At 58.6% G+C, this 22,209-nt stretch carries 17 protein-coding genes and 1 tRNA gene; 8 read left to right on the forward strand and 10 right to left on the reverse strand.

All coding sequences use genetic code 11. The annotated features are described in order from the left end of the window. Positions 1–27: 27 nt before the first annotated feature. The 3 genes from AC2FD8_RS11250 to AC2FD8_RS11260 are packed head-to-tail and all read right to left on the reverse strand — an operon-like array spanning position 28 to position 3,384. Complete coding sequence (locus AC2FD8_RS11250; protein ID WP_496856137.1) at positions 28–1,377, reverse strand: cytochrome P450; 1,350 nt, start codon at positions 1,375–1,377, stop codon at positions 28–30. Next, positions 1,374–2,576, reverse strand: coding sequence for a hypothetical protein (locus tag AC2FD8_RS11255; RefSeq protein WP_496856138.1), 1,203 nt, complete (start codon positions 2,574–2,576; stop codon positions 1,374–1,376). Before AC2FD8_RS11255 ends, AC2FD8_RS11250 begins: the two co-directional genes overlap by 4 nt. 55 nt (positions 2,577–2,631) lie before the next feature. Beyond that, the gene (locus AC2FD8_RS11260; protein ID WP_496856140.1) at positions 2,632–3,384 is read right to left on the reverse strand and encodes a cytochrome c biogenesis CcdA family protein; all 753 of its coding nucleotides are present in this window, start codon (positions 3,382–3,384) and stop codon (positions 2,632–2,634) included. A gap of 105 nt (positions 3,385–3,489) precedes the next feature. Between AC2FD8_RS11260 and AC2FD8_RS11265 the strand changes: the two genes are divergently transcribed. Then, complete coding sequence (locus tag AC2FD8_RS11265; protein WP_496856142.1) at positions 3,490–3,723, forward strand: sulfurtransferase TusA family protein; 234 nt, start codon at positions 3,490–3,492, stop codon at positions 3,721–3,723. 51 nt (positions 3,724–3,774) lie between these two features. On the opposite strand, the gene AC2FD8_RS11270 is transcribed toward AC2FD8_RS11265, so the two are convergent. After that, positions 3,775–6,618, reverse strand: coding sequence for an Rne/Rng family ribonuclease (locus tag AC2FD8_RS11270; RefSeq protein ID WP_496856143.1), 2,844 nt, complete (start codon positions 6,616–6,618; stop codon positions 3,775–3,777). A 644-nt stretch (positions 6,619–7,262) separates the two neighbouring features. Between AC2FD8_RS11270 and AC2FD8_RS11275 the strand changes: the two genes are divergently transcribed. Then, positions 7,263–8,807: a trimethylamine methyltransferase family protein gene (locus AC2FD8_RS11275; RefSeq protein ID WP_496856145.1), complete on the forward strand. Its 1,545-nt coding sequence runs from the start codon at positions 7,263–7,265 to the stop codon at positions 8,805–8,807. Positions 8,808–8,858: 51 nt separating this feature from the next. On the opposite strand, the gene AC2FD8_RS11280 is transcribed toward AC2FD8_RS11275, so the two are convergent. Continuing rightward, positions 8,859–9,104, reverse strand: coding sequence for an EF-hand domain-containing protein (locus AC2FD8_RS11280; protein WP_496856146.1), 246 nt, complete (start codon positions 9,102–9,104; stop codon positions 8,859–8,861). A gap of 540 nt (positions 9,105–9,644) precedes the next feature. Further along, positions 9,645–13,259: a vitamin B12-dependent ribonucleotide reductase gene (locus AC2FD8_RS11285; protein WP_496856148.1), complete on the reverse strand. Its 3,615-nt coding sequence runs from the start codon at positions 13,257–13,259 to the stop codon at positions 9,645–9,647. 504 nt (positions 13,260–13,763) lie between these two features. Here AC2FD8_RS11285 and AC2FD8_RS11290 point away from each other — a divergent pair. Beyond that, positions 13,764–14,201: a hypothetical protein gene (locus AC2FD8_RS11290; protein ID WP_496856150.1), complete on the forward strand. Its 438-nt coding sequence runs from the start codon at positions 13,764–13,766 to the stop codon at positions 14,199–14,201. A gap of 9 nt (positions 14,202–14,210) precedes the next feature. On the opposite strand, the gene AC2FD8_RS11295 is transcribed toward AC2FD8_RS11290, so the two are convergent. The 4 genes from AC2FD8_RS11295 to pdxH all read right to left on the reverse strand — a co-directional run bounded on the left by AC2FD8_RS11295 (position 14,211) and on the right by pdxH (position 16,058). Next, positions 14,211–14,287: transfer RNA gene (locus AC2FD8_RS11295), tRNA-Pro, on the reverse strand. Between the two features lie 44 nt (positions 14,288–14,331). Next, positions 14,332–14,796 carry a DUF192 domain-containing protein gene (locus tag AC2FD8_RS11300; RefSeq protein WP_496856152.1) on the reverse strand — a complete coding sequence of 155 codons (465 nt, stop codon included), beginning with the start codon at positions 14,794–14,796 and terminating at the stop codon, positions 14,332–14,334. Between the two features lie 7 nt (positions 14,797–14,803). After that, entirely contained in the window at positions 14,804–15,331 is a 528-nt protein-coding gene (locus AC2FD8_RS11305; RefSeq protein WP_496856154.1) for a cold-shock protein, read from the reverse strand. A 121-nt stretch (positions 15,332–15,452) separates the two neighbouring features. Continuing rightward, positions 15,453–16,058: a pyridoxamine 5'-phosphate oxidase gene (gene pdxH / locus AC2FD8_RS11310; protein WP_496856156.1), complete on the reverse strand. Its 606-nt coding sequence runs from the start codon at positions 16,056–16,058 to the stop codon at positions 15,453–15,455. 136 nt (positions 16,059–16,194) lie between these two features. Here pdxH and fabI point away from each other — a divergent pair, with 136 nt between their 5' ends. The 5 genes from fabI (at position 16,195) to trpE (ending at position 22,186) form a co-directional block, all read left to right on the forward strand. Then, positions 16,195–17,001 carry an enoyl-ACP reductase FabI gene (gene fabI, locus AC2FD8_RS11315; protein ID WP_496856157.1) on the forward strand — a complete coding sequence of 269 codons (807 nt, stop codon included), beginning with the start codon at positions 16,195–16,197 and terminating at the stop codon, positions 16,999–17,001. 6 nt (positions 17,002–17,007) lie between these two features. Further along, the gene (gene gpt, locus AC2FD8_RS11320) at positions 17,008–17,517 is read left to right on the forward strand and encodes a xanthine phosphoribosyltransferase (protein ID WP_496856159.1); all 510 of its coding nucleotides are present in this window, start codon (positions 17,008–17,010) and stop codon (positions 17,515–17,517) included. A gap of 60 nt (positions 17,518–17,577) precedes the next feature. Next, complete coding sequence (locus AC2FD8_RS11325) at positions 17,578–18,753, forward strand: aminotransferase (RefSeq protein WP_496856160.1); 1,176 nt, start codon at positions 17,578–17,580, stop codon at positions 18,751–18,753. A 68-nt stretch (positions 18,754–18,821) separates the two neighbouring features. Continuing rightward, positions 18,822–20,663: a SurA N-terminal domain-containing protein gene (locus AC2FD8_RS11330; protein WP_496856162.1), complete on the forward strand. Its 1,842-nt coding sequence runs from the start codon at positions 18,822–18,824 to the stop codon at positions 20,661–20,663. Positions 20,664–20,674: 11 nt separating this feature from the next. Next, positions 20,675–22,186, forward strand: coding sequence for an anthranilate synthase component I (gene trpE / locus AC2FD8_RS11335; RefSeq protein WP_496856164.1), 1,512 nt, complete (start codon positions 20,675–20,677; stop codon positions 22,184–22,186). Positions 22,187–22,209: the final 23 nt, after the last annotated feature.

A 22,209-nucleotide genomic window follows, 5' to 3' on the forward strand; every position in this document is an offset into this window, starting at 1 on the left:
AGCACAGTACCGGGTGATGGTAGTTTGTTAGCGCTCAACCACGCGCAACCAAATGCCATCTCGCGATCTGACCGTCAGATGAGCCACCGGAACAGGCGTTTTGTCGGGGATTGTTTCGAATCTGAAATGGCGCAGCAACGTGGACAGGATCAAAGGCCCCTCGACCATCGCGAAACCGGCACCCGGACAAACGCGGGGGCCGGTTGAGAACGGGATATAGGCCTCTCGCTGGCACGTTTTACCGTTTTCCGTGCCCCAACGAGTGGGATCGAAACCATCCGGGTTGTCCCACAGCCGCTCCTGCCGGTGCAGATGCCACGGGCTGATCACGATCTGCGCTCCCTTTGGAATGTCCCGGTTGCGAAACCTCTCGGGACAACTGGCCTGCCGGACCATCATCGGCACCGGCGGATAGAGCCTTAGGGCCTCGCGGAATACATCCCGGCTGAGCCTCAGCTTGGACATCACCCCAAAGGACCGATCCTCAAGCGCTTCAGCTTCTTTCGCCAGTCTCTCCTGCCACTCGGGGTACAGCGCCATCAGGTAGAGCGTCCACGCCAGTGCTGAGGCGCTGGTTTCGTGTCCGGCCAGAAAGAAGATCGCAACCTGATCGACCATCTCCTCCGGTTCAAAACACTTGCCGGTGTCCGGGTCCGGTGTCGTCATGATCTTGGTTGCCAAATCATCGGGCGCGCGATCCGCAGCAATCGCCGCAGCCCGATCTTTCGTCAGTTTGGCAATCAGGGCGCGGATCTCTCGCGCGGTTCCACGCGTCTTTCGCGAGTGAAACCGGGGCAACCAACGCGGGAGCGGCACGAAGGCGGCGAGGTTCAACAAAGGCTGCTCGCGCTGATACGCTCGGAACCTGTCAAATACCTGCGCGGCAATGTCGTGTTCGATGGGCACAGAAAACAGGGTTCGGAAAATCACATCGGCGGCAGCATGGCTGGTGATCTGTTCGCACTCGACCTGTGCCCCCGCCATGGGGCGCAGCCGATCCGCACAAGCGTCAGCGGCGGCGCGCATGGCCGGGAACGTATCCTTCAGCCGACCGCCCTCAAATGCGGGGTCAATGATACGGCGCTGGCGTTTCCATGTCGCGCCGTTGGTCAGAAACACGGAATCCCCCAGCAACGGCCGCAACCCCTCGCTTATGCGGTTGGATTTCGGAAAATCATCAGGGCGTTTCTTGAGGACCTCATCCACCAAATCCGGCTGATTGATCATGAAGGACCGGAAGAACGGCGTGCGAAACTCGGCCATCCACGCGCGATAGAGGCGCTGAGGCTGCGCCGACAGCAGATCCTGCCGGAACAGTTTCAGATAGCGCCAGAGAGAGACTCGATCCGGGCGGGATTGCGGCTTGGGCGGCTTCATCGGCTCGTATCCGTGTATTTGGAAACCGGCATCTCGATCCGGCTGTTCGACGGCGCGCGGCCTTTGAACCGTTCTGCCAATGTCAAAGGGCCGGCAGTGATGCGAAAATAGTCATAGGTTCCCGGTCGGTCAAAGGCGCAAAGATATTGAAAATGCAGCCGAAAGAACCTCCACCGCAGGGCTTTCCACCGATCGGGTGACAGCGTCTGGGTAAAGGCAGCTGACAGGACCAGAGGCCATTTCTTGTCTGGACCAGCGACGCCGCTGACGGCGACCGGATCACATAGGGCGAAAGAACAGCCATCGCCGGGGGCTGAAACATCCACCCACGTCAAAGCCGTTTGCGTGGACAGATACTGAAGGTCCGACCTGAGTTTCACCGCTTTGGGCAGGAACGAGACCATCGGCACCACATGCCCAAGCGTTAGAAACGACAATACCGGCCGGTCCCGGCCTCTGTTCTGTCTGCCCAGAACATCCGCAAGAACCGAAACCCCAAGATGCGCGCCTGAACTGTGGCCGATGACCAGAACCTCATCCACATCCGTTTCCAGCGCGGCCTCGATCAACTCCGCGAACCCTTCCAGACGATGTCGGAGCTTGTCTGGCGTCTCGCCCTGCAACTGCGCCGAATAGGCGTAGTCATGCATCAGGTAATACGCGAAAAGCCGATTGTCGATTTTGCGAAACCAAAGCAGAAGGCCATAGGCCAAAGCCATGCCGGGCAGCAGCCCCCACCCTCCGACCAGAATGACCGAAAGTATCACGACGAAAACGGCGGCGAGCAGTTGCAGCAGCAGCATCCCCACCGGATAGAGCGCCGCAATCACTGGGCCTTTTCTGAGTTGCCGAAGCCTCTTTAACGTTCCTGTTGAGATATAGGTCCACGCGGTCTGGCCAAGCTGGCGATAGGTCGCCAGAATCGAGCGCGACATGCTGTCCTGCACGATATCGGACCAGACCAGAACCTCGATATCCGTTTGAACCTCAACCCCATCCTGAACAGAGGAAACATGCCAGCCAAACGGGCCATCGCCCGTCTTGGGCGCAAGCGTGATCTGATATCCCGAGATTTCAGCCTGCGCTTGCGACTCAGTCCGGTACAACTCGCGGTAACGCCGCGCGGGGATCGGGTCGTAGCCGGGAATGTAAAACACATGCCGCCGGCGCAGCTGTGGCTGATTTATCTGACTGCTCATGGCCTTACCTTCTGCTGCGCAGGTTAACGCAGCATTGCGGCCAAGGTAAGGTGGATCAGCCCAGAACCGCCAGCGCCGGGAAGGTTTCCAGCAGCCACCAGCTGAATTCGGTGAACAGGCCGGTGATCAGCATGATGCCAACGAACAGAAGCAACCCACCCATGACCTTCTCGATCGTGCCCATGTAAGGCTTGATCCGGTTCATGACACTCATTGAACGGTTCAGGAACATTGCGGCCAGCAGGAACGGTATACCCAGACCCGCCGCATAGACACCCAACAACAAGGTACCCCGCGCAACCGATGCCTCAGACGCAGCCAGCGACAGGATCGCACCCAACTGAGGGCCAATGCACGGCGTCCAGCCAAAGGCAAAAGCGAGACCCAGAACATAGGCGCCAAAGACTGAACCGCCGGAGTCTCCGGTTTCAACCCGTGCTTCACGGTCAAGCAGAGGGATGCGGAAAACGTTCAGAAAGTGCAGGCCAAAGACAATCACCACCGCACCCGAGAGCTTGGCAAAAAGCACCTGATTTTTCAGAACAAACGCCCCGAAGGCCGAGGCGGTAAAGCCAAGCAGCAGGAACACGGTCGACAGGCCCAGAACAAAGAACAAGGCGGTCAAAGTCGCCTTGCGCCGAGCGCGGGCCTGATCCTGCATCTCGTTGATGCTGACGCCGCTCATATACGCCAGGTATGGCGGCACGATGGGCAGCACACAGGGTGACAGAAAGCTGATCAAACCGCCGATCAGGGCGATGAACATGGCGGGCAGCAGACCCGCGTCGATGATATCTATTCCGAACATGTTTCAGCACATATGGTATGAAGACGGTTTCGTCACGGGGCTATTCAGTCACATCCTCGTGGTTGCGCGCTGGACACTGAGCCTTGCGCGAAATATCTGAGCCTTATGTCAAACCCTACTGAAACCCTCGATGCCCTGGGCCTTCTGTGCCCTTTGCCTGTGTTGAAAGCACGCAAAAGGCTGAAATCCTTGCCCGGTGGCGCAATATTGCGCGTGCTGGCGGATGATCCTGCGGCGATTATTGATGTCCCGCATTTCTGCTCGGAAAGTGGCCATACCCTGCTGTCGCAAGACGAGGAAAACGGCCATCAGGTGTATCTGATCCAGAAAGCCGGCTAAGCCTCGTACAGTCAAAACGAAAAAGGCGGGCCGCAAGCCCGCCTTTTCATTTTAGCTTCCCAGCGACCACCAGCCGCGCCGTTTTGGCTTGGGCGGCTCAGCCGGTTGTTCCGGCTCTTCCGCAACCGTTTCCAGAACGGGTTCAGCAGGAGTTTCCTCAACCGCGGGTGCAACTTCAACCTCAGCAGGCTCTTCAACCGGGGTGGGCTCCTCAGTTGGTTGAGGGTCAACCGGCTCTTCTGCATCCACCGTCTCAGCAGCCTCTGTCGCTGCAACAGCCTCAGAAGGCTCTTCGGCATCTTGCACCGGTTCCGGAGTGGCTTCTGCAACCTCAGCGACTTCTGCCGGAGCGACTTCCACCGGTTCCGGAGCAGGCTCAGCGGTCACTTCAACTGCTGCCGGGACCTCTTCCTGAGCCTTAGCACCCTGATCAGCGGCGTCCTGCGCCTCAGCCTCCACGTCGGTCTTCTTGCGGCGAGGCGCACGGCGACGCTTGGGCTTAGCGGGTTTTTCTTCCGCGTCAGATGCTTCTGCGGCGTCTTCCGTCTTGGCTTCTTCCGCAGGAGCTTCGGCAGCAGTGTCTTCTGCCGCATCCGATGCCTCAGCCTCTTGCTGATCGCCACCGCCCTTCTTGCGACGACGACGACGGCGCTTGCGCTTGGGCTTGGCTTCTTCTTCAGCCTGAACCGCTTCTTCTTCGGTCTCTTCCTCTTCGGTCGCGTCGACCAGATCCATCAGCGATGCGTCAACCGAGACAACCGGAGCAGTCGCTTCGGGCACAATCCGGCTGGCGGTCTTGAACTTCTCCAGCGAGAAATCGGGGCTGACCAGATGCATATCCCCTTCAACCCGCACCGACAGACCATAGCGCGACTCAATCTGAGCGATATGTTCGCGCTTCTGGTTCATCAGGTAGTTGGCAATACTGACCGGGCAGCGCACCAGGACCTCGCGTGAGCGGCGGCGGGTACCTTCCTCTTCGATCTGACGCAGGATCGACAGCGCCATGTTGTCGTCCGAGCGGATCAGACCGGTGCCATGACAGGCCGGGCACGGCTGCGTTGTCGCTTCTAGCATGCCGGGGCGCAAACGCTGGCGGCTCATTTCCATCAGGCCAAAACCCGAGATGCGGCCCATCTGAATACGCGCGCGGTCGGTCTTGAGCTTGTCTTTCATCCGCTTTTCAACGGCCGAATTGTTCTTGCGCTCGTCCATATCGATGAAATCGATGACGATCAGACCAGCAAGGTCACGCAGACGCAACTGACGCGCCACTTCCTCGGCGGCCTCAAGGTTGGTCTTGAGCGCGGTTTCCTCGATCGAGCCTTCCTTGGTCGCCCGGCCCGAGTTCACGTCGATCGCTACCAGTGCTTCGGTCACGCCGATCACAATGTAACCACCCGATTTCAGCTGTACGGTCGGGTTGAACATCCCGGCCAGATAGCTTTCCACCTGATAGCGCGCGAACAGAGGCAGCGCGTCTTCGTACCGTTTCACGTTCTTGGCGTGGGACGGCATGATCATCTTCATGAAGTCCTTGGCGATGCGATAGCCGCCTTCGCCTTCGACCAGAACCTCGTCGATGTCGCGGTTATAGAGGTCACGGATCGACCGTTTGATCAGGTCGCCTTCCTCATAGATTTTTGCGGGTGCGATGGATTTCAGAGTCAGCTCGCGAATCTGTTCCCACATGCGCTGCAGGTATTCATAGTCGCGCTTGATCTCGGATTTCGTGCGTTTGGCGCCTGCGGTCCGGATGATCAGACCCGCGCCCGTTGGCACGTCGATCTCGGCCGCGATTTCCTTCAGCTTCTTGCGGTCCGGTGCATTGGTGATCTTGCGGCTGATACCGCCGCCACGTGCTGTGTTGGGCATCAGGACGCAATAGCGACCAGCCAGCGATAGATAGGTGGTCAGCGCGGCCCCTTTGTTGCCCCGCTCTTCCTTGACGACCTGCACCAGCAGAACCTGACGCACCTTGATCACTTCCTGGATCTTGTAACGACGCGGGCGCGGCTTGCGCGGAGGGCGGATATCCTCGCTGTCATCCTCATCCGCGACCGATTCAATCGAATCATCCTTGGCGGTCGCATCCGGCTTTTTCTCATCCTCGTCTGCATCGTCGCCTTCGGCAGGCTCCGCTTCGGAGGTTTCTGCCTGAGGCTCAGCCTGTGCGGCGTCCTCAGAGTCAGCCTCGGCTTCTTCCACTTTAGCTACAGCTTCGGACTGTTCTTCGGCCTCGGTTTCGGCCTGCTCGTCAGTGGTCACCTCAACAGTCTCGGCCTCATCAGCCTTGACCTCAGTGGTCTCTTCTTCAGCAGTCCCTTCCTCAGCAACCGGAGCGTCAGACGCGTCATCCTCAGACGGTTCTTCCACCGGTGTCTCGGCGACCGTCTCCATCGGAGAGGTCCCTTCCGGCACGGAAAGGTCATTGTTCTCTTCGCTGTCGTCGAGATCAATGGTCTCCATGCCAGTCGGCTCGGACGAGACATCCATTGTCTCGACCGGGTCATTCGACTTGACGTCCGCTGCCTTGCTGCGCGACCTCGGGCGGCGCTTTTTCGGCTTGGCTTCCTCAGCCTCATCGCGCGCTTTCATCGCCTCGGCATAGGCGCGCTCTTCCTCCATCAGCGCCTCACGGTCGGCGACGGGGATCTGATAATAGTCGGGATGAATCTCGGAAAACGCCAGGAAACCATGACGGTTTCCGCCGTAGTCTACGAACGCCGCCTGCAGCGACGGTTCAACCCGGGTAACTTTTGCTAGATAGATATTGCCAGCAAGCTGGCGTTTGTTTTCGGATTCAAAATCGAACTCCTCGACCTTGTTTCCGTCAACCACCACAACCCGAGTTTCCTCGGTGTGGGTGGCATCGATAAGCATTTTCTTAGCCATGTGTCCTTGATGCACCGCGCCAAACGCGTTGTCCTGACCCATCCAGGTGGACAGGCACATTTGGGGAGGTGTCTTGTACGGGCGATATCAGACGGCGCGCGGCAGGGTCTGGCGCTGTGGCCCCCTGCCCGGTCTCTCAAACGTTGCGCGCGCGTCATCGCGGTTCTTCTCCGACAGGCGCGATCATGGCCGCTGCCTGCCCATTTATTCCTTTCGCCTGGTATGTCCCAGGCTCAGGCACTCCATTGCCCCGACGGGGCACAATCGGTCTGCGATGCCGTGAAAGACTGATCATCACATGCGGCACAGCAGCGAAACTCAAAAAAACGGGTCTTAAGGGCGCAAAAATCGCCAAGCCCGTCGGGACACCATAAATGCAGTCCTGTGGAAAAGACAATGGGCAAACGTCACACGACCGGGAAAGCAAGATAATTGACAGCAAGGTCGCAAACAGAACAGATTTACTTTTCCTGCCCCTCAGTATGGATTTGCAAGTTCGAGGAACTGAATGCCCAACGACGTTTGGAAAATTCACCTGATCAGTCGCACAATTGGTGCGGATCGTGGGCGTGCGGCACGGGGGCGTCCGGCACAGGTCTGATTTTGAACGCTATCTCAATCACCTGCACAATCGGATACCAAGAATGAACGAACAAACTCGCAGCTCTGCAAGATCTGGCGGGCGCGCAGCGCGCCGCGCCGCCCGCGCCGCGGCCCTGCCCGACCACCTGCGCCCGGTCCGCCCCGGAATGGAGGGGGGCACTTACAAACCCCTGACCCAAGCGCAATTGGAGCGTATTCACGAAGCCGCCTTGCAGGCTCTGGAAACCATCGGGTTGGCGGACGCACCGCAAAGCGGTGTCGACTATCTGGTGGGTGCTGGCTGCACTTTGGGCGACGATGGGCGCATTCGTTTCCCGCGTGCATTGGTCGAAGACACCATCGCCAAGGCGAACCGCTCGGTCACTTTGTATAGTCGAAACGGCAAGACCGATCTGGAGCTGAGCGGAACCAAGGTTCACTACGGCACCGCCGGTGCGGCGGTCAGCATGGTGGATGTTCACGGGAAAAACTACCGCGACTCTACCGTACAGGACTTGCACGACGCGTCTCGCATCTGTGATCAGTTGGACAATATCCACTTCGTTCAGCGCCCCATGGTGTGCCGTGACATCGCCGACAACCTCGAGATGGATCTGAACACGATCTACGCGGTGTCTTCAGGCACGTTCAAACACATCGGCACATCCTTCACCGAACCCAGCCACGTCGCCCCGGCGATGGAGATGATCCACATGATCGCCGGGGGCGAGGACAAATGGCGCGAGCGTCCGTTTATCTCGAACTCGAACTGCTTTGTCGTGCCGCCGATGAAATTCGCAACCGAAAGCTGCGAAGTCATGGAAGAAGTGATCAAAGCTGGAATGCCTGTCCTGCTGTTGTCCGCTGGCATGGCCGGAGCAACCGCACCTTCAACAATCGCTGGCGCCATCGCACAGGCGACCGCAGAATGCCTGGCCGGTCTGGTTTACGTCAATGCCGTGGTGCCCGGCGCGCCCGCCGTCTTTGGTACATGGCCCTTCGGCCTGGACCTGCGCACCGGCGCGATGTCCGTGGGATCGGGTGAACAAGCACTGCTGAGCGCGGGTTGCGCGCAGATGCACAATTTCTACAACCTTCCGGGTGGCACGGCCGCCGGGGCGTCAGATTCGAAACTGCCCGATATGCAGGCCGGGTGGGAGCAGATGTGCTCCAACGTCATGACCGGCCTGTCTGGCGCCAACATGATCTATGAAGCCGCAGGCATGCATGCGTCACTGCTGGGTTTCTGCTTTGAAAGCCTGATCCTCGGCGATGACCTGATCGGACAGGCGCAACGCTGCGTGCGTGGGATCGAGGTGTCGGACGAAACGCTGGCGCTGGATCAGATTGCCGAGGTTTGCATGGGCGGCCCCGGCCACTATCTGGGCACAGATGCGACGCTCAGCCGGATGCAGGCGGATTATGTGTATCCGACCTTCGGCGACCGGACCTCACCCAAGGAATGGGCCGAATTGGACAAGCCTGATCTGATCGAAAAAGCCATCGCGCGGAAGAACGAAATCCTCTCCAGCCCGTCTGCGGCGAATTTCGATCCTCTGCTGGACGCGGAAATTCGCGCCAAGTTCAACATTCACTTGCCGTTGTAAGACGATGAAAAGCGGCCCGATTTTACTCGGGCCGCTAAATTTTCTCAGCAATCAGCCATTGCTTGGGGGCAGCAATCCGGCTTCTTGCGCAATGGCGATTTCATCCGCATCCAATGCGCCATCCCCATTTGCATCCATCGCTGAGAACGTGTCGGCGCTGACTTCAGGCACGACGGCTTGAACCTCTTCAATGGTCAGCACGCCGTCTCCATTTGCGTCTGCAGCCGATTGCGCAGCGGCCAGAGTGGGCAGTGCGAGTGCAACAGCCGCCAGAGCGGTCAGATGTTTCGGTGTCATAAGTTTGCCTCCTGAGTGAATATTTGGATTTTGCGTCCGAACGAGCGCAAGAAACCTCAGGACTGGATAGACGCCACCCGTTTAACGAGATCACTCCCGCTTCGCGCCAATCTCCGCGTGTTTGACCGAGTCGCCTCTGCGGCTTGTTGCCGGGCAAAAATCCCCCATCGCGCCTCGGCAGAACTTGCCCGACGGTCTTTAGGTGATCTGGCAAAACTCAGCTTAGAGACCGGTCTTTGGACAAAAAGAAAGGGGGCCGAAGCCCCCTGTTAGTTTCGCCATCCAAGCTCCATTCGTTGACCGCCCGGTAGTTTGTTTTGCCTGCGGCCTGGACGTCGCATGGGACGAGCGCACCCGTCCCGTGAGAGAGTGGGAAAGAGCAAATATTCCGCCCCACCCTGTTCCCGGCCAACACGGGCATGTCGGCCGAGTGGAACATGGCTTAGATGGTAAGTCTCAGCGCCATGCTCCGTATTCGTCGGGGTCGGTACCTGTGGCAGCTATCCGACCCCTGCACCCCGGGTTGCCGGGGTGCTGAACTTAGCTACACCCGCTTGTCGCGCCGCAGGTGTTGCACTTCATGCAGGTGCCGTTGCGCACCAGCGTGTAGTTTCCGCATTCGCCGCAAGGGTCGCCTTCATAGCCTTGCATTCTGGCTTTGGTCCGTGCGTCCATGCCTGTCGCCACGGCCGTCTCGGTTGGCGCTTCGAATACGGCTGCCGGTTCGGACATACCGTTGAGTTCGGCCTGCGGGTTGAACATCGCCAGATCCTGCGGCAGACGTTTCCGCAGATACCCGGTCGAGCTGATTTGCTTCAACACTTCCAAAGACTTGGACGCCGCACTTTCGCTGATTTCGGCGACATTCGAAACGCCTTCTTCCTCTCCACGACCCAGATCATCGAAGCTCGCGCCTTCGGGTTTCACATGGGCCAGATCAGTGCGGTCCAGATAAGACACGGCCAGTTCACGGAAGATGTAGTCCAGGATCGACGTCGCGTTCTTGATCGAATCGTTGCCCTGCACCATCCCTGCCGGTTCGAACTTGGTGAAGGTAAAGGCATCCACGAACTCTTCCAGCGGCACGCCGTATTGCAGACCAACCGACACGGCGATGGCAAAGTTGTTCATCATCGCCCGGAAGCCCGCACCTTCCTTGTGCATGTCGATGAAAATCTCACCCAGTTGCCCGTCTTCGAATTCACCGGTGCGCAGATAGACCTTGTGGCCACCCACGATCGCCTTTTGGGTATAGCCCTTGCGGCGATGCGGCAGTTTCTCGCGATGGCTGCGGATCATCTCCTTGACCACAACCTTCTCGATCACCTTTTCGGCCAGAACGACGGCTTTTTCCTGCGTCGATCCGCTTTCCAGAATTTCTGCCGCCTCATCGTCATCCTCGACCAGCGCCGCCGCCAGAGGCTGCGACAGTTTCGAGCCGTCACGATAGAGCGCGTTGGCCTTCACACCCAGCGACCAGCTGAGTTCATAGGCCTTCTGGCAATCCTCGATGGTTGCGTCATTCGGCATGTTGATCGTCTTGCTGATCGCACCCGAGATGAAGCTTTGCGCCGCGGCCATCATGGTGATGTGGCTATCAACCCCAAGGAAACGCTTGCCTTTCTTGCCGCACGGGTTGGCGCAATCGAAGATCGAATAGTGCTCTTCCTTCAGATGCGGCGCGCCTTCCAGCGTCATGGTTCCGCAGACATGATCGTTGGCCGCGTCGATATCGGCTTTGGTAAAGCCCAGATGGCGCAGGAGATCAAAGGTCGGGTCGTTCAGCTTGGTCGCCGGGATGCCCAGAACGCCGGTGCAGAAGTCCTCGCCCAATGTCCACTGATTGAACACGAACCGGATGTCGAAGGCGCTTTCCAGCGCGGCGTCCACTTTCGCCAGTTCATTCGGGCCAAAGCCATGACCGGTCAACGAGGTGTGGTTGATCCCCGGCGCGTTGCCGATGGTGCCGTGACCGACAGCGTAACCCACGATCTCTTCGATCTGCGACGAGGAATAACCGAGCTTTTCCAGCGCAGACGGCACCGAGCGGTTGATGATCTTGAAGTAGCCACCCCCGGCCAGTTTCTTGAACTTCACCAAAGCAAAGTCAGGCTCGATCCCGGTGGTATCGCAATCCATCACCAGACCGATCGTGCCGGTCGGCGCTATCACGGTCGCCTGCGCGTTGCGATAACCGTTTTGCTCCCCAAGGCTCAGCGCTTCGTCCCAGGCCGACATGGCCAGATCGACCAGACGTTTGTCCGGGCAGTTGCCGTGATCCAGCGGCACCGGCTTGACCGCCAGCTTTTCGTACCCATCGGTCACGCCCTGCGACGCACGGCGGTGGTTACGGATCACGCGCAGCATGTGATCTGCGTTGCGCTCATAGCCTTTGAACGGACCAAGCTCACCGGCGATCTCGGCCGAGGTTGCATAGGCCACACCCGTCATGATCGCGGTCAGCGCGCCACAGATGGCCCGACCCTCATCCGAGTCGTAGCTGTAGCCCATGTTCATCAGCAGACCGCCGATATTGGCATAGCCCAGACCCAAGGTGCGGAAGTCATAGGACAGCTGCGCGATTTCCTTGGACGGGAACTGCGCCATCGTCACCGAAATTTCCAGCGTCAGGGTCCACAGACGCGAGGCATGCATGTAGTCCGCCGCCTGAAACTCACCATCCTTAAGGAAGGTCAGCAGGTTCATCGACGCCAGGTTACAAGCCGTATCGTCCAGGAACATGTATTCCGAACACGGGTTCGAGCCGCGAATCTCACCATCTGCGGGGCATGTGTGCCATTCGTTGACGGTATCGTGGAACTGGATGCCCGGATCGGCGCAGGCCCATGCGGCGTGACCGACCTTTTCCCACAGATCGCGCGCCTTGACCGTACGGGCAACTGAACCATCGGTGCGGTTGATCAGTTCCCAATCCGCATCTTTTTCGACCGCAGTCAGGAACGCATTGGTCACGCGGATCGAGTTGTTCGAGTTCTGACCCGAGACCGAGCTATAGGCTTCCGAATCCCAATCGGTGTCATAGGTCGGGAATTCGATGCTGTCGTGACCCTGCCGCGCATAGTCCAGAACGCGCTTGATGTAAGTTTCGGGGATTGCGACTTTTTTCGCTTCACGAACAGCGACTTTTAGGCTGTCATTCTTGTTGGGATCATACGCATCTTCTTGCGTTCCGTCCCAGCTGCGAATGGCCTCGAAAATGCCGTTCAGCATCTTCTCGTGCATCTTCGATCCGGCAACGATCGAGGCCACCTTCTGCTCTTCGATCACCTTCCATTCGATGAATTTCTCGATATCCGGATGATCTGCATCGACGATTACCATCTTCGCTGCCCGACGGGTTGTCCCGCCTGATTTGATCGCGCCAGCGGCGCGGTCGCCGATCTTGAGAAAGCCCATCAGACCCGAGGATTTGCCACCACCCGACAGCGCCTCGCCCTCAGCCCGCAGATGGCTGAAGTTGGTGCCGGTACCCGAGCCGTATTTGAACAGACGCGCCTCACGCACCCAAAGATCCATAATACCGCCTTCGTTCACCAGATCGTCATCGACCGACTGGATGAAGCAGGCATGCGGCTGCGGATGTTCGTAAGCGGATTTCGATTTGGTCAGCTTGCCGGTCTTGTAGTCGACATAGTGGTGCCCCTGCGCCGGGCCGTCGATCCCGTAAGCCCAGTGCAGACCCGTGTTGAACCATTGCGGACTGTTCGGCGCGGCGCGCTGTGTCGCCAGCATATAGCGCATCTCGTCAAAGTAGGCGCGCGCGTCTTCCTCGGTCGAGAAATAGCCGCCCTTCCAGCCCCAATAGGCCCAAGCGCCCGCCAGACGGTCGAACACCTGTTTCGAAGATGTCTCACCTTCGAATTCGGCATCGTCAGTCGGGACTGAGCGCCACAGGAACTCGGGAACATCCTTTTCCTTGACCTTCTTCAGCTTGCTGGGAACGCCAGCCTTGCGGAAATATTTCTGTGCGATGACATCGCTGGCGACCTGACTCCAGCTTGATGGGACCTGGATATTGTCCAGACGAAAAACAATTGTGCCGTCAGGGTTTCGAATCTCGGACGTTGCCGAGACGAAATCGAGCTCTGCATACGCATCCTGCCCCGATTTCGTAAATTTTCTTTCAATCTTCATGTCCGCCGCCTTTTAATGTCCGTCAACCCTCGCCGCGGCCTTGGAAATGCAAAGCCAGCAACGACGCCGAACTCGACAGACGCAAAGGGGTGCTCGCAACCCGGATGAGCGCGATACCACCATTGCGGTTGCACAATTGAACTTGTGTGCGTTCCGTCCCTGCCCTGCGCCCGCTCCGGTTTTCATACCAGATGTAGTGGCGCTTTGTTCGGCCCATACAATCTGACGTATCTTTGCATATCAGGTCAACGACCTTTTTAAGTCATTTTTGAAATCTTTTGTGTTGACCAGTTTGTTCGGTACAGGACGATCCGATTCCTCCACAGAATGATCCACGGCGTGACTTCGACGATCCCAATTGAGGCCAGCGGAAATTGCCGTTTTTACCAGCATGGTTATCGGGGTTTGATCATCCAGCCTTGTGCTGGCTAAGCTTGCAGGGAATCACATCACGACCCTTCCGCCCTTTTCTTACGTAACCCCTTTGAAACCAGAGCAGGCAATATGATGAAGTTGCATCACCTCGCCCCAATAGGCGCCCTTATCTCGGCCTGCACAGCGCAGGATTTGCCAACAGCATCCCGCAGCGCACAATTCAGCGCCTACCCTGACAGGTTGTTCAAAACCTTCGAGAGCAGTTGCAATGGCCCCGGCGAGACGTTCCTGAAGATCGACGCCTATTCGTATGAGTGCCGCGAGTTTCTATCGCCGGACACCACAGCATTTTTGATTCTCAGCTATGATGGCTTACCCGAGGATCTGCCTCAAAGCATCATGCGCATGACATCAACCAAGACAAACGACGGGTACCGCGTAGATGCCCGGTTGTTCTTTCAGGTTCCACAAAAAAGCGGCACAACCGTCGAAGTTCCTGTGGAAAGCAAAACGCTGGATAAAGCGCTAAGCGCGCTTTACCAAGCGATGGGTGGTTCACCAACATAAGTGAAAAAGTGGTCGGGGCGGCAGGATTCGAACCTACGACCCCCTGTACCCAAAACAGGTGCGCTACCAGACTGCGCCACGCCCCGAACCGTGCGCCGTTCCTAACGATGCTGATCTGATTTGAAAAGCCCTAACAGGGCCAAATCGCACTCTCTTGTGAAAAAATTTCGTGCCGCATCTGAGTGCCGACCTGAATGCCATACCGCGCGGACAAACCGGCGTTGATTTCAAGCACGGCAAAGATGTCACTGCCCCCGTCAATCGGTGTCAGATCACCGGGAATCGCCCCTTCATGCACACGGGTTACAATGCCTGCCTGATCCACGAAAATCATATCTAAAGGAATCAGAGTGTTCTTCATCCAAAACGCCACCTGTTGTGGCGGATCGTAGACGAACAGCATTCCAGACCGGTTCGGCAAATGCTCACGGAACATCAGCCCACGCGACTTCTCGGGTCCGCTTACGGCAAGTTCGACGTCAAACCGGACATGGGTCTGATCATTGCGCAACTCGACCCGTTCAGGACGACACTCTGCGGCAACACCTTCTGCCAGAAATGTCACACACACTGCCAGAGAAGCCAAAACCCGCATCATGATATCAGTGATCCAGCGCCGCTTCCCAGGCCAGAACCTGAGCCGCCATGCGGCCCCGTTTGCCATCAATTACCCGCATGGCAAGCGCTTCGCCCGGCTGAAGGTCCGCAAGACCGGACCGGCGGAGAACCTCGATATGCAGAAACACATCCTCGTCCCGGCCGAACACATTCGCGAAACCGAATCCCTTGCCCTTGTCGAACCATTTCACACGCGCAGCTTCCAAGGGCGCCGTCGTTATGGCCGCCGGATCCAGCTCAGCAAAGTCGGCCAACATCATCGAGTCGGCACGTATCGGAGGATCAACAGCAACAACTTCGACCGCCTGAACACCGCGATCCGTGCGATGGGTCATGATCTCGATACCTGCCCCATCGGCAACCGAGCTCTGCCCGAAATTCCGCAACACATTCACATGCAACAGAATATCCGGACCGCCTTCATCAGACACGACGAAACCGTATCCCTTTGCGGGATCGAACCATTTTACGTGTCCACGAACGCGGTACATGTTGTTCAGATCTTCAGGCACGGTGTTCCCATCGAATGTTTTAGTAGTTCGTTAAGGGTTCGGTTTTTATGGGAATGACAGGCAAATTCAAGCTGAAAAAAACCTTTGATTTCGGCCTGTTGCATTTCGCGATACGTGAACGTCATGGATTTAACCTCTGCACTTGCCAGGCGGAACCCGGATCGGCTCGCTGCCAGCGGAACCGATCATGCAGGCGAAATGCGCCGTCGGCCCAGAATTCAATTTCAGTCGGAACCAAACGGTACCCGCCCCAGAACGGAGGGCGCGGCGGGTTGGCCCCTAGTCTCGCGGTCACCTTGGCAACCTCGGCCATCAATGCCGTTCGGCTGCTCAGGGGTTGCGACTGTTTCGAGGCCCAGGCTCCCAGCCGACTTTTCAGCGACCGAGACGCGTAATATTCGTCTGCCTTTGGCCCACTTTCCCGTGTGACTATACCACGAACGCGCACCTGACGCCGCAAAGATTTCCAATGCATGACGAAAGCGGCTTTTTCCGCATGATCCAGTTCGATCGCCTTTGCGCTTTCATAGTTGGTGTAGAAAACAAAGGCTTCCGGCTCGATGTCTTTCAAAAGAACCATGCGTGCGTTTGGCATGCCGTCTTTATCAACGGTCGCCAGCGCGATCGCGTTCGGGTCGTTTAGTTCATTCTGTTCGGCCTCACCCAGCCACCGCGCCGCGATTTCAAACGGATCGGAGCCGGCAAAAATGCCATCACGCTCGGTCATTTCCATCCCCTGGAAAGTATTTAAACAAAGCCTAGGGCGATTACCTGCCGTGGGCAAGGGCACACGGCCTTGAAGCAGGGCAGTCAATGGCATAAACCCGTCGCAACATAACGCGACGACAGGCGGAGAACCAATCATGTCAAATCAGTTGATGGCCGGAAAACGCGGCCTCATCATGGGACTGGCCAATGACAAATCAATCGCATGGGGAATCGCCCGCGCCTTGTCCAACGCCGGAGCCGAACTGGCTTTTTCCTATCAGGGCGAGGCTCTGAAAAAACGCGTCGATCCGTTGGCGGCGCAACTCGGCAGTGAAATAGTCCTGCCCTGCGATGTCAGCGACGAGGAATCGATCGACGAACTGTTCACTGCGCTGGAAGAAAAGTGGGGCAAACTCGACTTTGTTGTCCACGCCATCGGCTTCTCGGACAAGAACGAACTGCGGGGTCGCTATGTCGATACCAGCCGGGCGAATTTCAAACTGACGATGGATGTGTCGGTCTATTCCTTCACTGCCGTGATGCAACGGGCCGAGAAGATGATGTCTGAAGGCGGCAGTGCCGTTACACTCACCTACTATGGCGCTGAGCAGGTCATGCCACATTATAACGTGATGGGTGTCGCCAAAGCCGCGCTTGAAGCGTCGGTCAAGTACCTCGCCGAAGACCTGGGCAAAGACGGTATCCGCGTCAATTCGATCTCGGCGGGTCCGATCAAGACGCTGGCTGCCAGCGGTATCGGAGATTTCCGCTACATCATGAAGTGGAACGAATACAACTCGCCCCTGCGGCGTAACGTGACCATCGACGATGTGGGCAATTCCGCCCTGTATCTGCTGTCTGACCTCAGCAGCGGCGTCACCGGTGAGAATCTGCACGTAGATTCGGGTTACCACATCGTTGGCATGAAAGCCGTCGATGCCCCTGACGTTGAAAAGGGTTAAAAGACCATGAGCGCCAAAGACCGCCTGCCCCACGAAAAAGGTTTCCACATCAGCTGGGACCAAATTCACCGCGACTCGCGCGCCTTAGCGTGGCGGCTGGATGGTCAGGGCCCGGATGACGGCGCATGGCGCGCCGTTGTTGCGATCACCCGCGGCGGCATGGCCCCCGCGATGATCGTCAGCCGCGAGCTGGACATCCGCACCGTCGACACCATCAGCGTCCGCTCGTATCACCACCAGGAACAGGGCGAAGCCGAAGTCTTGAAGGCCCCCGATACTGGCCTGATGGGCGATGGTGAGGGTGTTCTGATCATCGACGATCTGGTCGACAGCGGCAAAACGCTGGAGCTGGTCCGCGCGATGTACCCGAAGGCACATTTCGCCACCGTCTATGCAAAGCCCAAGGGCCGCCCAATGGTGAATACGTTCATCACTGAGGTCAGCCAGGACACCTGGATCTTCTTCCCGTGGGATATGGCCCTGCAATATGTCGAACCCTATCGCGGCACCGACTGATCCCTTCTTCTGTTCAAAAATACCTCGGAGCGCGAGGCAGAGCCTCGCAAGAAATCTGCCATGTCCCAAACACGCACCCGGTCCACCTTCCCCCCTCCGGTGATGGAGGCGCGGCGCTGGTTGGATGGGGTCGCGTTTTCCGATGACCAGCCCCTGATCAACGTCAGTCAGGCCGCGCCGGTTGACCCGCCGCCGCTATCCATGCGGAAGGCCATGGCCGAGTTCACCGTAACCGAAGACAGCGCCCATCTTTATGGGCCTGTCCTTGGCAATGACGATCTGCGCACCGAACTGGCCAAGCAGATCAGCGATCACTATGCCGGACAGGTTTTGTCAAATCAGATCGCCATTACGTCGGGCTGCAATCAGGCCTTTTCAGCCGTGATTTCTGCGATCACCGACGAAGGGGATGAGGTCATCCTCCCAACCCCATGGTATTTCAATCACAAAATGTGGCTGGATATGGCTGGCGTCCGGGCCGTTGACCTACCCACAGGCGACGATCTACTGCCCGACCCAAACGCAGCGCGTGCTTTGATCACCGAAAAGACCCGCGCCATTTCTCTGGTCACCCCAAACAACCCGGGCGGCGTGGAATACCCGGCTGAACTGCTCAGCTCCTTCTACGATCTCGCACGCGAGGCTGGCATTCGCCTGCTGGTCGACGAAACCTACCGCGATTTTGACAGCCGCAGCGGCCCTCCGCATGACCTGTTCCAAAGGTCCGGCTGGGATGAGACGCTGGTGCATCTCTATTCCTTCTCCAAAGCCTACCGCCTGACCGGACATCGCGTCGGCGCGATTGCAACCAGCGCAAGCCTGCTGGCCGAGACCGAGAAATTTCTCGACACAGTTGCCATATGCCCCGGTCAAATTGGCCAATTTGCTGCCCTGTGGGGCATGCAGAACCTGTCGCAATGGCTTGCCGGAGAGCGGGACGAAATCCTCGACCGCCGCGCCGCGATTGCTGAGGGCATGCCACAGCTTGAGGCCAAAGGTTGGCGCCTGCTGGGTCTGGGTGCTTATTTCGCCTATCTCGAACACCCGTTCGACCTCCCGTCGGACGAGCTGGCGCAAAGACTGGTGCCCGAGGCCGGTATCCTGCTGTTGCCCGGCACCATGTTCATGCCTGATCACGACCCGGCCGGAAAACGGCAGGTGCGTATCGCGTTCGCCAATCTAGACCGTGCCGGGATCGCCCAATTGTTCGACCGGTTGCAGGCTCTGTCCTTCTGAGCTTGCCCCCCGGCGATGCCCGTCGTATTCAGGGCCGCAACCAACAGGGCAAGCAGTAAGAGGGCATCATGGCCGCAGGCAAAAATAGCATCTCAAAAACCTTTGTCTGGATTTTGATGGGCCTTCTGTTCGTAGGCCTCGCAGGGTTTGGCGCCACCAGCTTGACCGGCACCATCCGGACGGTTGCGCAGGTCGGGGATGAGAGTATCTCGGTCGACGCCTATGTCCGCGAGCTTCAACGCGAAATCCGCGCGGTTGAGGCGCAGACCGGCCAAGCGCTGCAGATGTCTCAGGCGCGTGAGCTGGGTTTGGAACAGCTCGCCCTGTCGCGCCTGACCGCTCTGGCCGCGCTTGACAATGAGGTCAGCCAACTGGGCCTGTCCATCGGTGACGAAAACCTGCAGGACGAGATCGTCTCGATCCCGGCCTTTCAAGGCGTGAACGGCACGTTCGACCGCGAAGCTTATCGCTTTCAGCTGGAACAGATCGGGATGACCGATACCGAGTTCGAATCGGACCTGCGCAAGGAATCCTCGCGCACCATCGTACAGAGCGCGATCATCGGCGGCGTTGAAATGCCCGCGACGCTGACAGACACTCTGACAGGTTACATCGGCGCGCGCCGCAGCTTTACCGTGGCGACTTTGGGTACGGATGCGCTGGAAACGCCAGTGGGCGATCCGACCGATGCGCAAATCCAAGCCTACTATGACGAGAACACCGACCAATTTACCCTGCCCCGTACCAAGCGTTTGACCTATGCGATCCTGTCGCCAGAAATGCTGCTGGATACTGTTGAGGTGGATGAGGACACGCTGCGCCGTCTCTATGATGAGCGCGCCGATGAATATCAGCAGCCCGAGCGTCGCTTGGTCGAACGTTTGAACTTCCCGGATGAAGACACCGCGAACAACGCCAAAGCCCAGCTTGAGGTCGGCGGTACAACCTTCGAGCAACTCGTGCGCGAACGCGAGCTTGAGCTGAGCGATATTGATCTGGGCGACGTGACTCGCGACGATTTGGGCGAAGCTGCGGATGAGGTTTTTGCCGCTGAGCTCGACTCGGTCGTTGGCCCTCTGCCATCCGTGTTCGGCCCGGCGCTGTTCCGCATCAACGGCTCTCTGGCCGCCAACAACGTCCCGTTCGAGGATGCCGAGCCTGCCTTGCGCGAAGAACTGGCCTCGGATCGTGCGCGGCGTCTGATCGAAGCACAATCCGAAGACATCAACGATATGCTCGCCGGTGGCGCCACGCTGGAGGAGCTGGCACAGGAAACCGAATTGGAGCTGGGCCAAATCGACTGGACCCGCGACAGTGTGGATGAAGTGGCCGCATATGACGGCTTCCGCAGCGCGGCTGAGGCGGTACGCGACGGCGACTTCCCCGAGATCGACTTCCTCGAGGACGGCTCAATCTTCGCTCTGCGTCTGAACGAGGAACTGGCGCCACGCCCGGAGCCTCTGGACAGCGCCCGTGACCGCGTCGCCGCTGCATGGGTTGCCGCTGAGACCGCCAAAGCACTGCAAGAGCAGGCCAATTCTGTTGTCACCACCCTGGCAACAGATGGCGATTTCACCGCCACCGGCCTGCCGTTCCGCGTGGAAAACGCCCTGACACGGACCGCCTTTCTGGATGACGTCCCCGCAAACTTCATGAACGAGGTTTTCGAGATGGAGCCGGGCGACCTGCGCGTCATTGGCGGCGAAGGAACTGCCCTGATCGTCCGTCTGGACGAGGTTCTGCCCCCGGCGGAAAGTGACGAGCTGCGTCAACTGAGCGACGCTCTGGCCGCGCAGATGAATCAGGCGCTGGCGCAGAACATCTTTGACGCCTATGTGCGCGATGCCCAAACCCGTGCGCGCCCGGTTGTCGACCAGCAGGCCCTGAACGCCGTGCAGGCGAGTTATTAAACGAGACCCAAATGGCCCTGACACCCGAATATGAAACCTTCGCGCGCGCTTATGAAGCGGGCGAAAACCAGGTCGTCTATACACGCCTTGCGGCCGATCTCGACACACCTGTCTCGCTGATGCTGAAACTGACAGGGGCGCAGAAAGATGCCTTTGTACTGGAATCGGTCACCGGAGGCGAGGTGCGCGGGCGTTATTCGATCATCGGTATGAAGCCCGATCTGATCTGGCGCTGCCGGGGCGAGGTGTCCGAGCTGAACCGCTCGGCTAGGTTCGATGGTGAAGCCTTCACGCCGCAAGACGGCAATCCGATGGACAACCTGCGCGCGTTGCTGGCCGAAAGCCGCATCGACCTGCCCGATGATCTGCCGCAAGCGGCGGCTGGACTGTTCGGGTATCTGGGTTATGACATGGTCCGTCTGGTCGAGCATCTGCCCGATGTGAACCCCGACCCGCTAGGCTTGCCCGACGCCATCATGCAACGCCCCTCGGTCATTGCGGTGCTGGACGGCGTGAAGGGCGAAGTGACTGTCGTGTCACCCGCATGGGTGACCGAAGGCCAATCGGCCAAGGCCGCCTATGCGCAGGCAGCCGAGCGCGTGATGGACGCGGTGCGTGACCTGGAACGCGCCATGCCTGCTGAAACCCGCGATCTGGGGGACGCGCATGAGGTCGCGCCGCCAGTATCGAATTTCACCAAATCCGGCTATTTGGAGGCGGTCGAAAAGGCCAAGGAATACATCCGCGCGGGTGACATCTTTCAGGTCGTCCCGGCCCAACGCTGGACACAGGACTTCCCTCTTCCGCCCTTTGCGCTGTATCGGTCGCTGCGCCGCACGAACCCGTCGCCCTTCATGTTCTATTTCAACTTCGGCGGCTTTCAGGTCGTCGGCGCCAGCCCCGAGATTCTGGTGCGCGTCTTCGGCAGCGAAGTGACGATCCGCCCGATCGCCGGCACCCGCCCCCGTGGCGCGACCCCGGAAGAGGATAAAGCGAACGAACTAGACCTGCTGGCCGACAAAAAAGAACTGGCTGAGCATCTGATGCTGCTGGATCTGGGTCGCAACGATACAGGCCGCGTCGCCAAGATCGGCACCGTTCACCCGACCGAAGAGTTCATCATCGAACGCTACAGCCACGTGATGCATATCGTCTCCAACGTGGTCGGAGAGCTGGCCGAAGACAAAGACGCGTTGGATGCGTTCTTTGCCGGGATGCCAGCGGGCACCGTCTCGGGCGCGCCCAAAGTGCGCGCGATGGAGATCATTGATGAGCTGGAGCCTGAAAAGCGCGGCGTTTATGGCGGCGGCGTTGGTTATTTCAGTGCGGGCGGCGACATGGATATGTGTATCGCCCTGCGCACGGCCATCGTGAAGGATCACAAGCTTTATATCCAAGCCGGTGGCGGCGTTGTCTATGACAGCGACCCCGAGGCCGAATATATGGAAACCGTCCATAAATCCAACGCTATAAGACGCGCGGCGGCGGATGCGGCCCGGTTCACGGGCAACCGCAATTCATAAAGAAAGGGCGGCTGATCACCTGA

It is taken from the genome of Ruegeria sp. YTSC192 (genome assembly GCF_059609705.1).

Bases quoted from the DNA above. Each gene is read 5' to 3' on its own strand.
- AC2FD8_RS11280 (WP_496856146.1), bottom strand. From the start codon at position 9,104: ATGACACCGAAACATCTGACCGCTCTGGCGGCTGTTGCACTCGCACTG.
- AC2FD8_RS11250 (WP_496856137.1), bottom strand. From the start codon at position 1,377: ATGAAGCCGCCCAAGCCGCAATCCCGCCCGGATCGAGTCTCTCTCTGG.
- AC2FD8_RS11275 (WP_496856145.1), top strand. From the start codon at position 7,263: ATGAACGAACAAACTCGCAGCTCTGCAAGATCTGGCGGGCGCGCAGCG.
- AC2FD8_RS11265 (WP_496856142.1), top strand. From the start codon at position 3,490: ATGTCAAACCCTACTGAAACCCTCGATGCCCTGGGCCTTCTGTGCCCT.
- fabI (WP_496856157.1), top strand. From the start codon at position 16,195: ATGTCAAATCAGTTGATGGCCGGAAAACGCGGCCTCATCATGGGACTG.
- AC2FD8_RS11285 (WP_496856148.1), bottom strand. From the start codon at position 13,259: ATGAAGATTGAAAGAAAATTTACGAAATCGGGGCAGGATGCGTATGCA.
- gpt (WP_496856159.1), top strand. From the start codon at position 17,008: ATGAGCGCCAAAGACCGCCTGCCCCACGAAAAAGGTTTCCACATCAGC.
- AC2FD8_RS11270 (WP_496856143.1), bottom strand. From the start codon at position 6,618: ATGGCTAAGAAAATGCTTATCGATGCCACCCACACCGAGGAAACTCGG.
- AC2FD8_RS11325 (WP_496856160.1), top strand. From the start codon at position 17,578: ATGTCCCAAACACGCACCCGGTCCACCTTCCCCCCTCCGGTGATGGAG.
- pdxH (WP_496856156.1), bottom strand. From the start codon at position 16,058: ATGACCGAGCGTGATGGCATTTTTGCCGGCTCCGATCCGTTTGAAATC.
- AC2FD8_RS11330 (WP_496856162.1), top strand. From the start codon at position 18,822: ATGGCCGCAGGCAAAAATAGCATCTCAAAAACCTTTGTCTGGATTTTG.
- AC2FD8_RS11255 (WP_496856138.1), bottom strand. From the start codon at position 2,576: ATGAGCAGTCAGATAAATCAGCCACAGCTGCGCCGGCGGCATGTGTTT.
- trpE (WP_496856164.1), top strand. From the start codon at position 20,675: ATGGCCCTGACACCCGAATATGAAACCTTCGCGCGCGCTTATGAAGCG.
- AC2FD8_RS11300 (WP_496856152.1), bottom strand. From the start codon at position 14,796: ATGCGGGTTTTGGCTTCTCTGGCAGTGTGTGTGACATTTCTGGCAGAA.
- AC2FD8_RS11260 (WP_496856140.1), bottom strand. From the start codon at position 3,384: ATGTTCGGAATAGATATCATCGACGCGGGTCTGCTGCCCGCCATGTTC.
- AC2FD8_RS11290 (WP_496856150.1), top strand. From the start codon at position 13,764: ATGATGAAGTTGCATCACCTCGCCCCAATAGGCGCCCTTATCTCGGCC.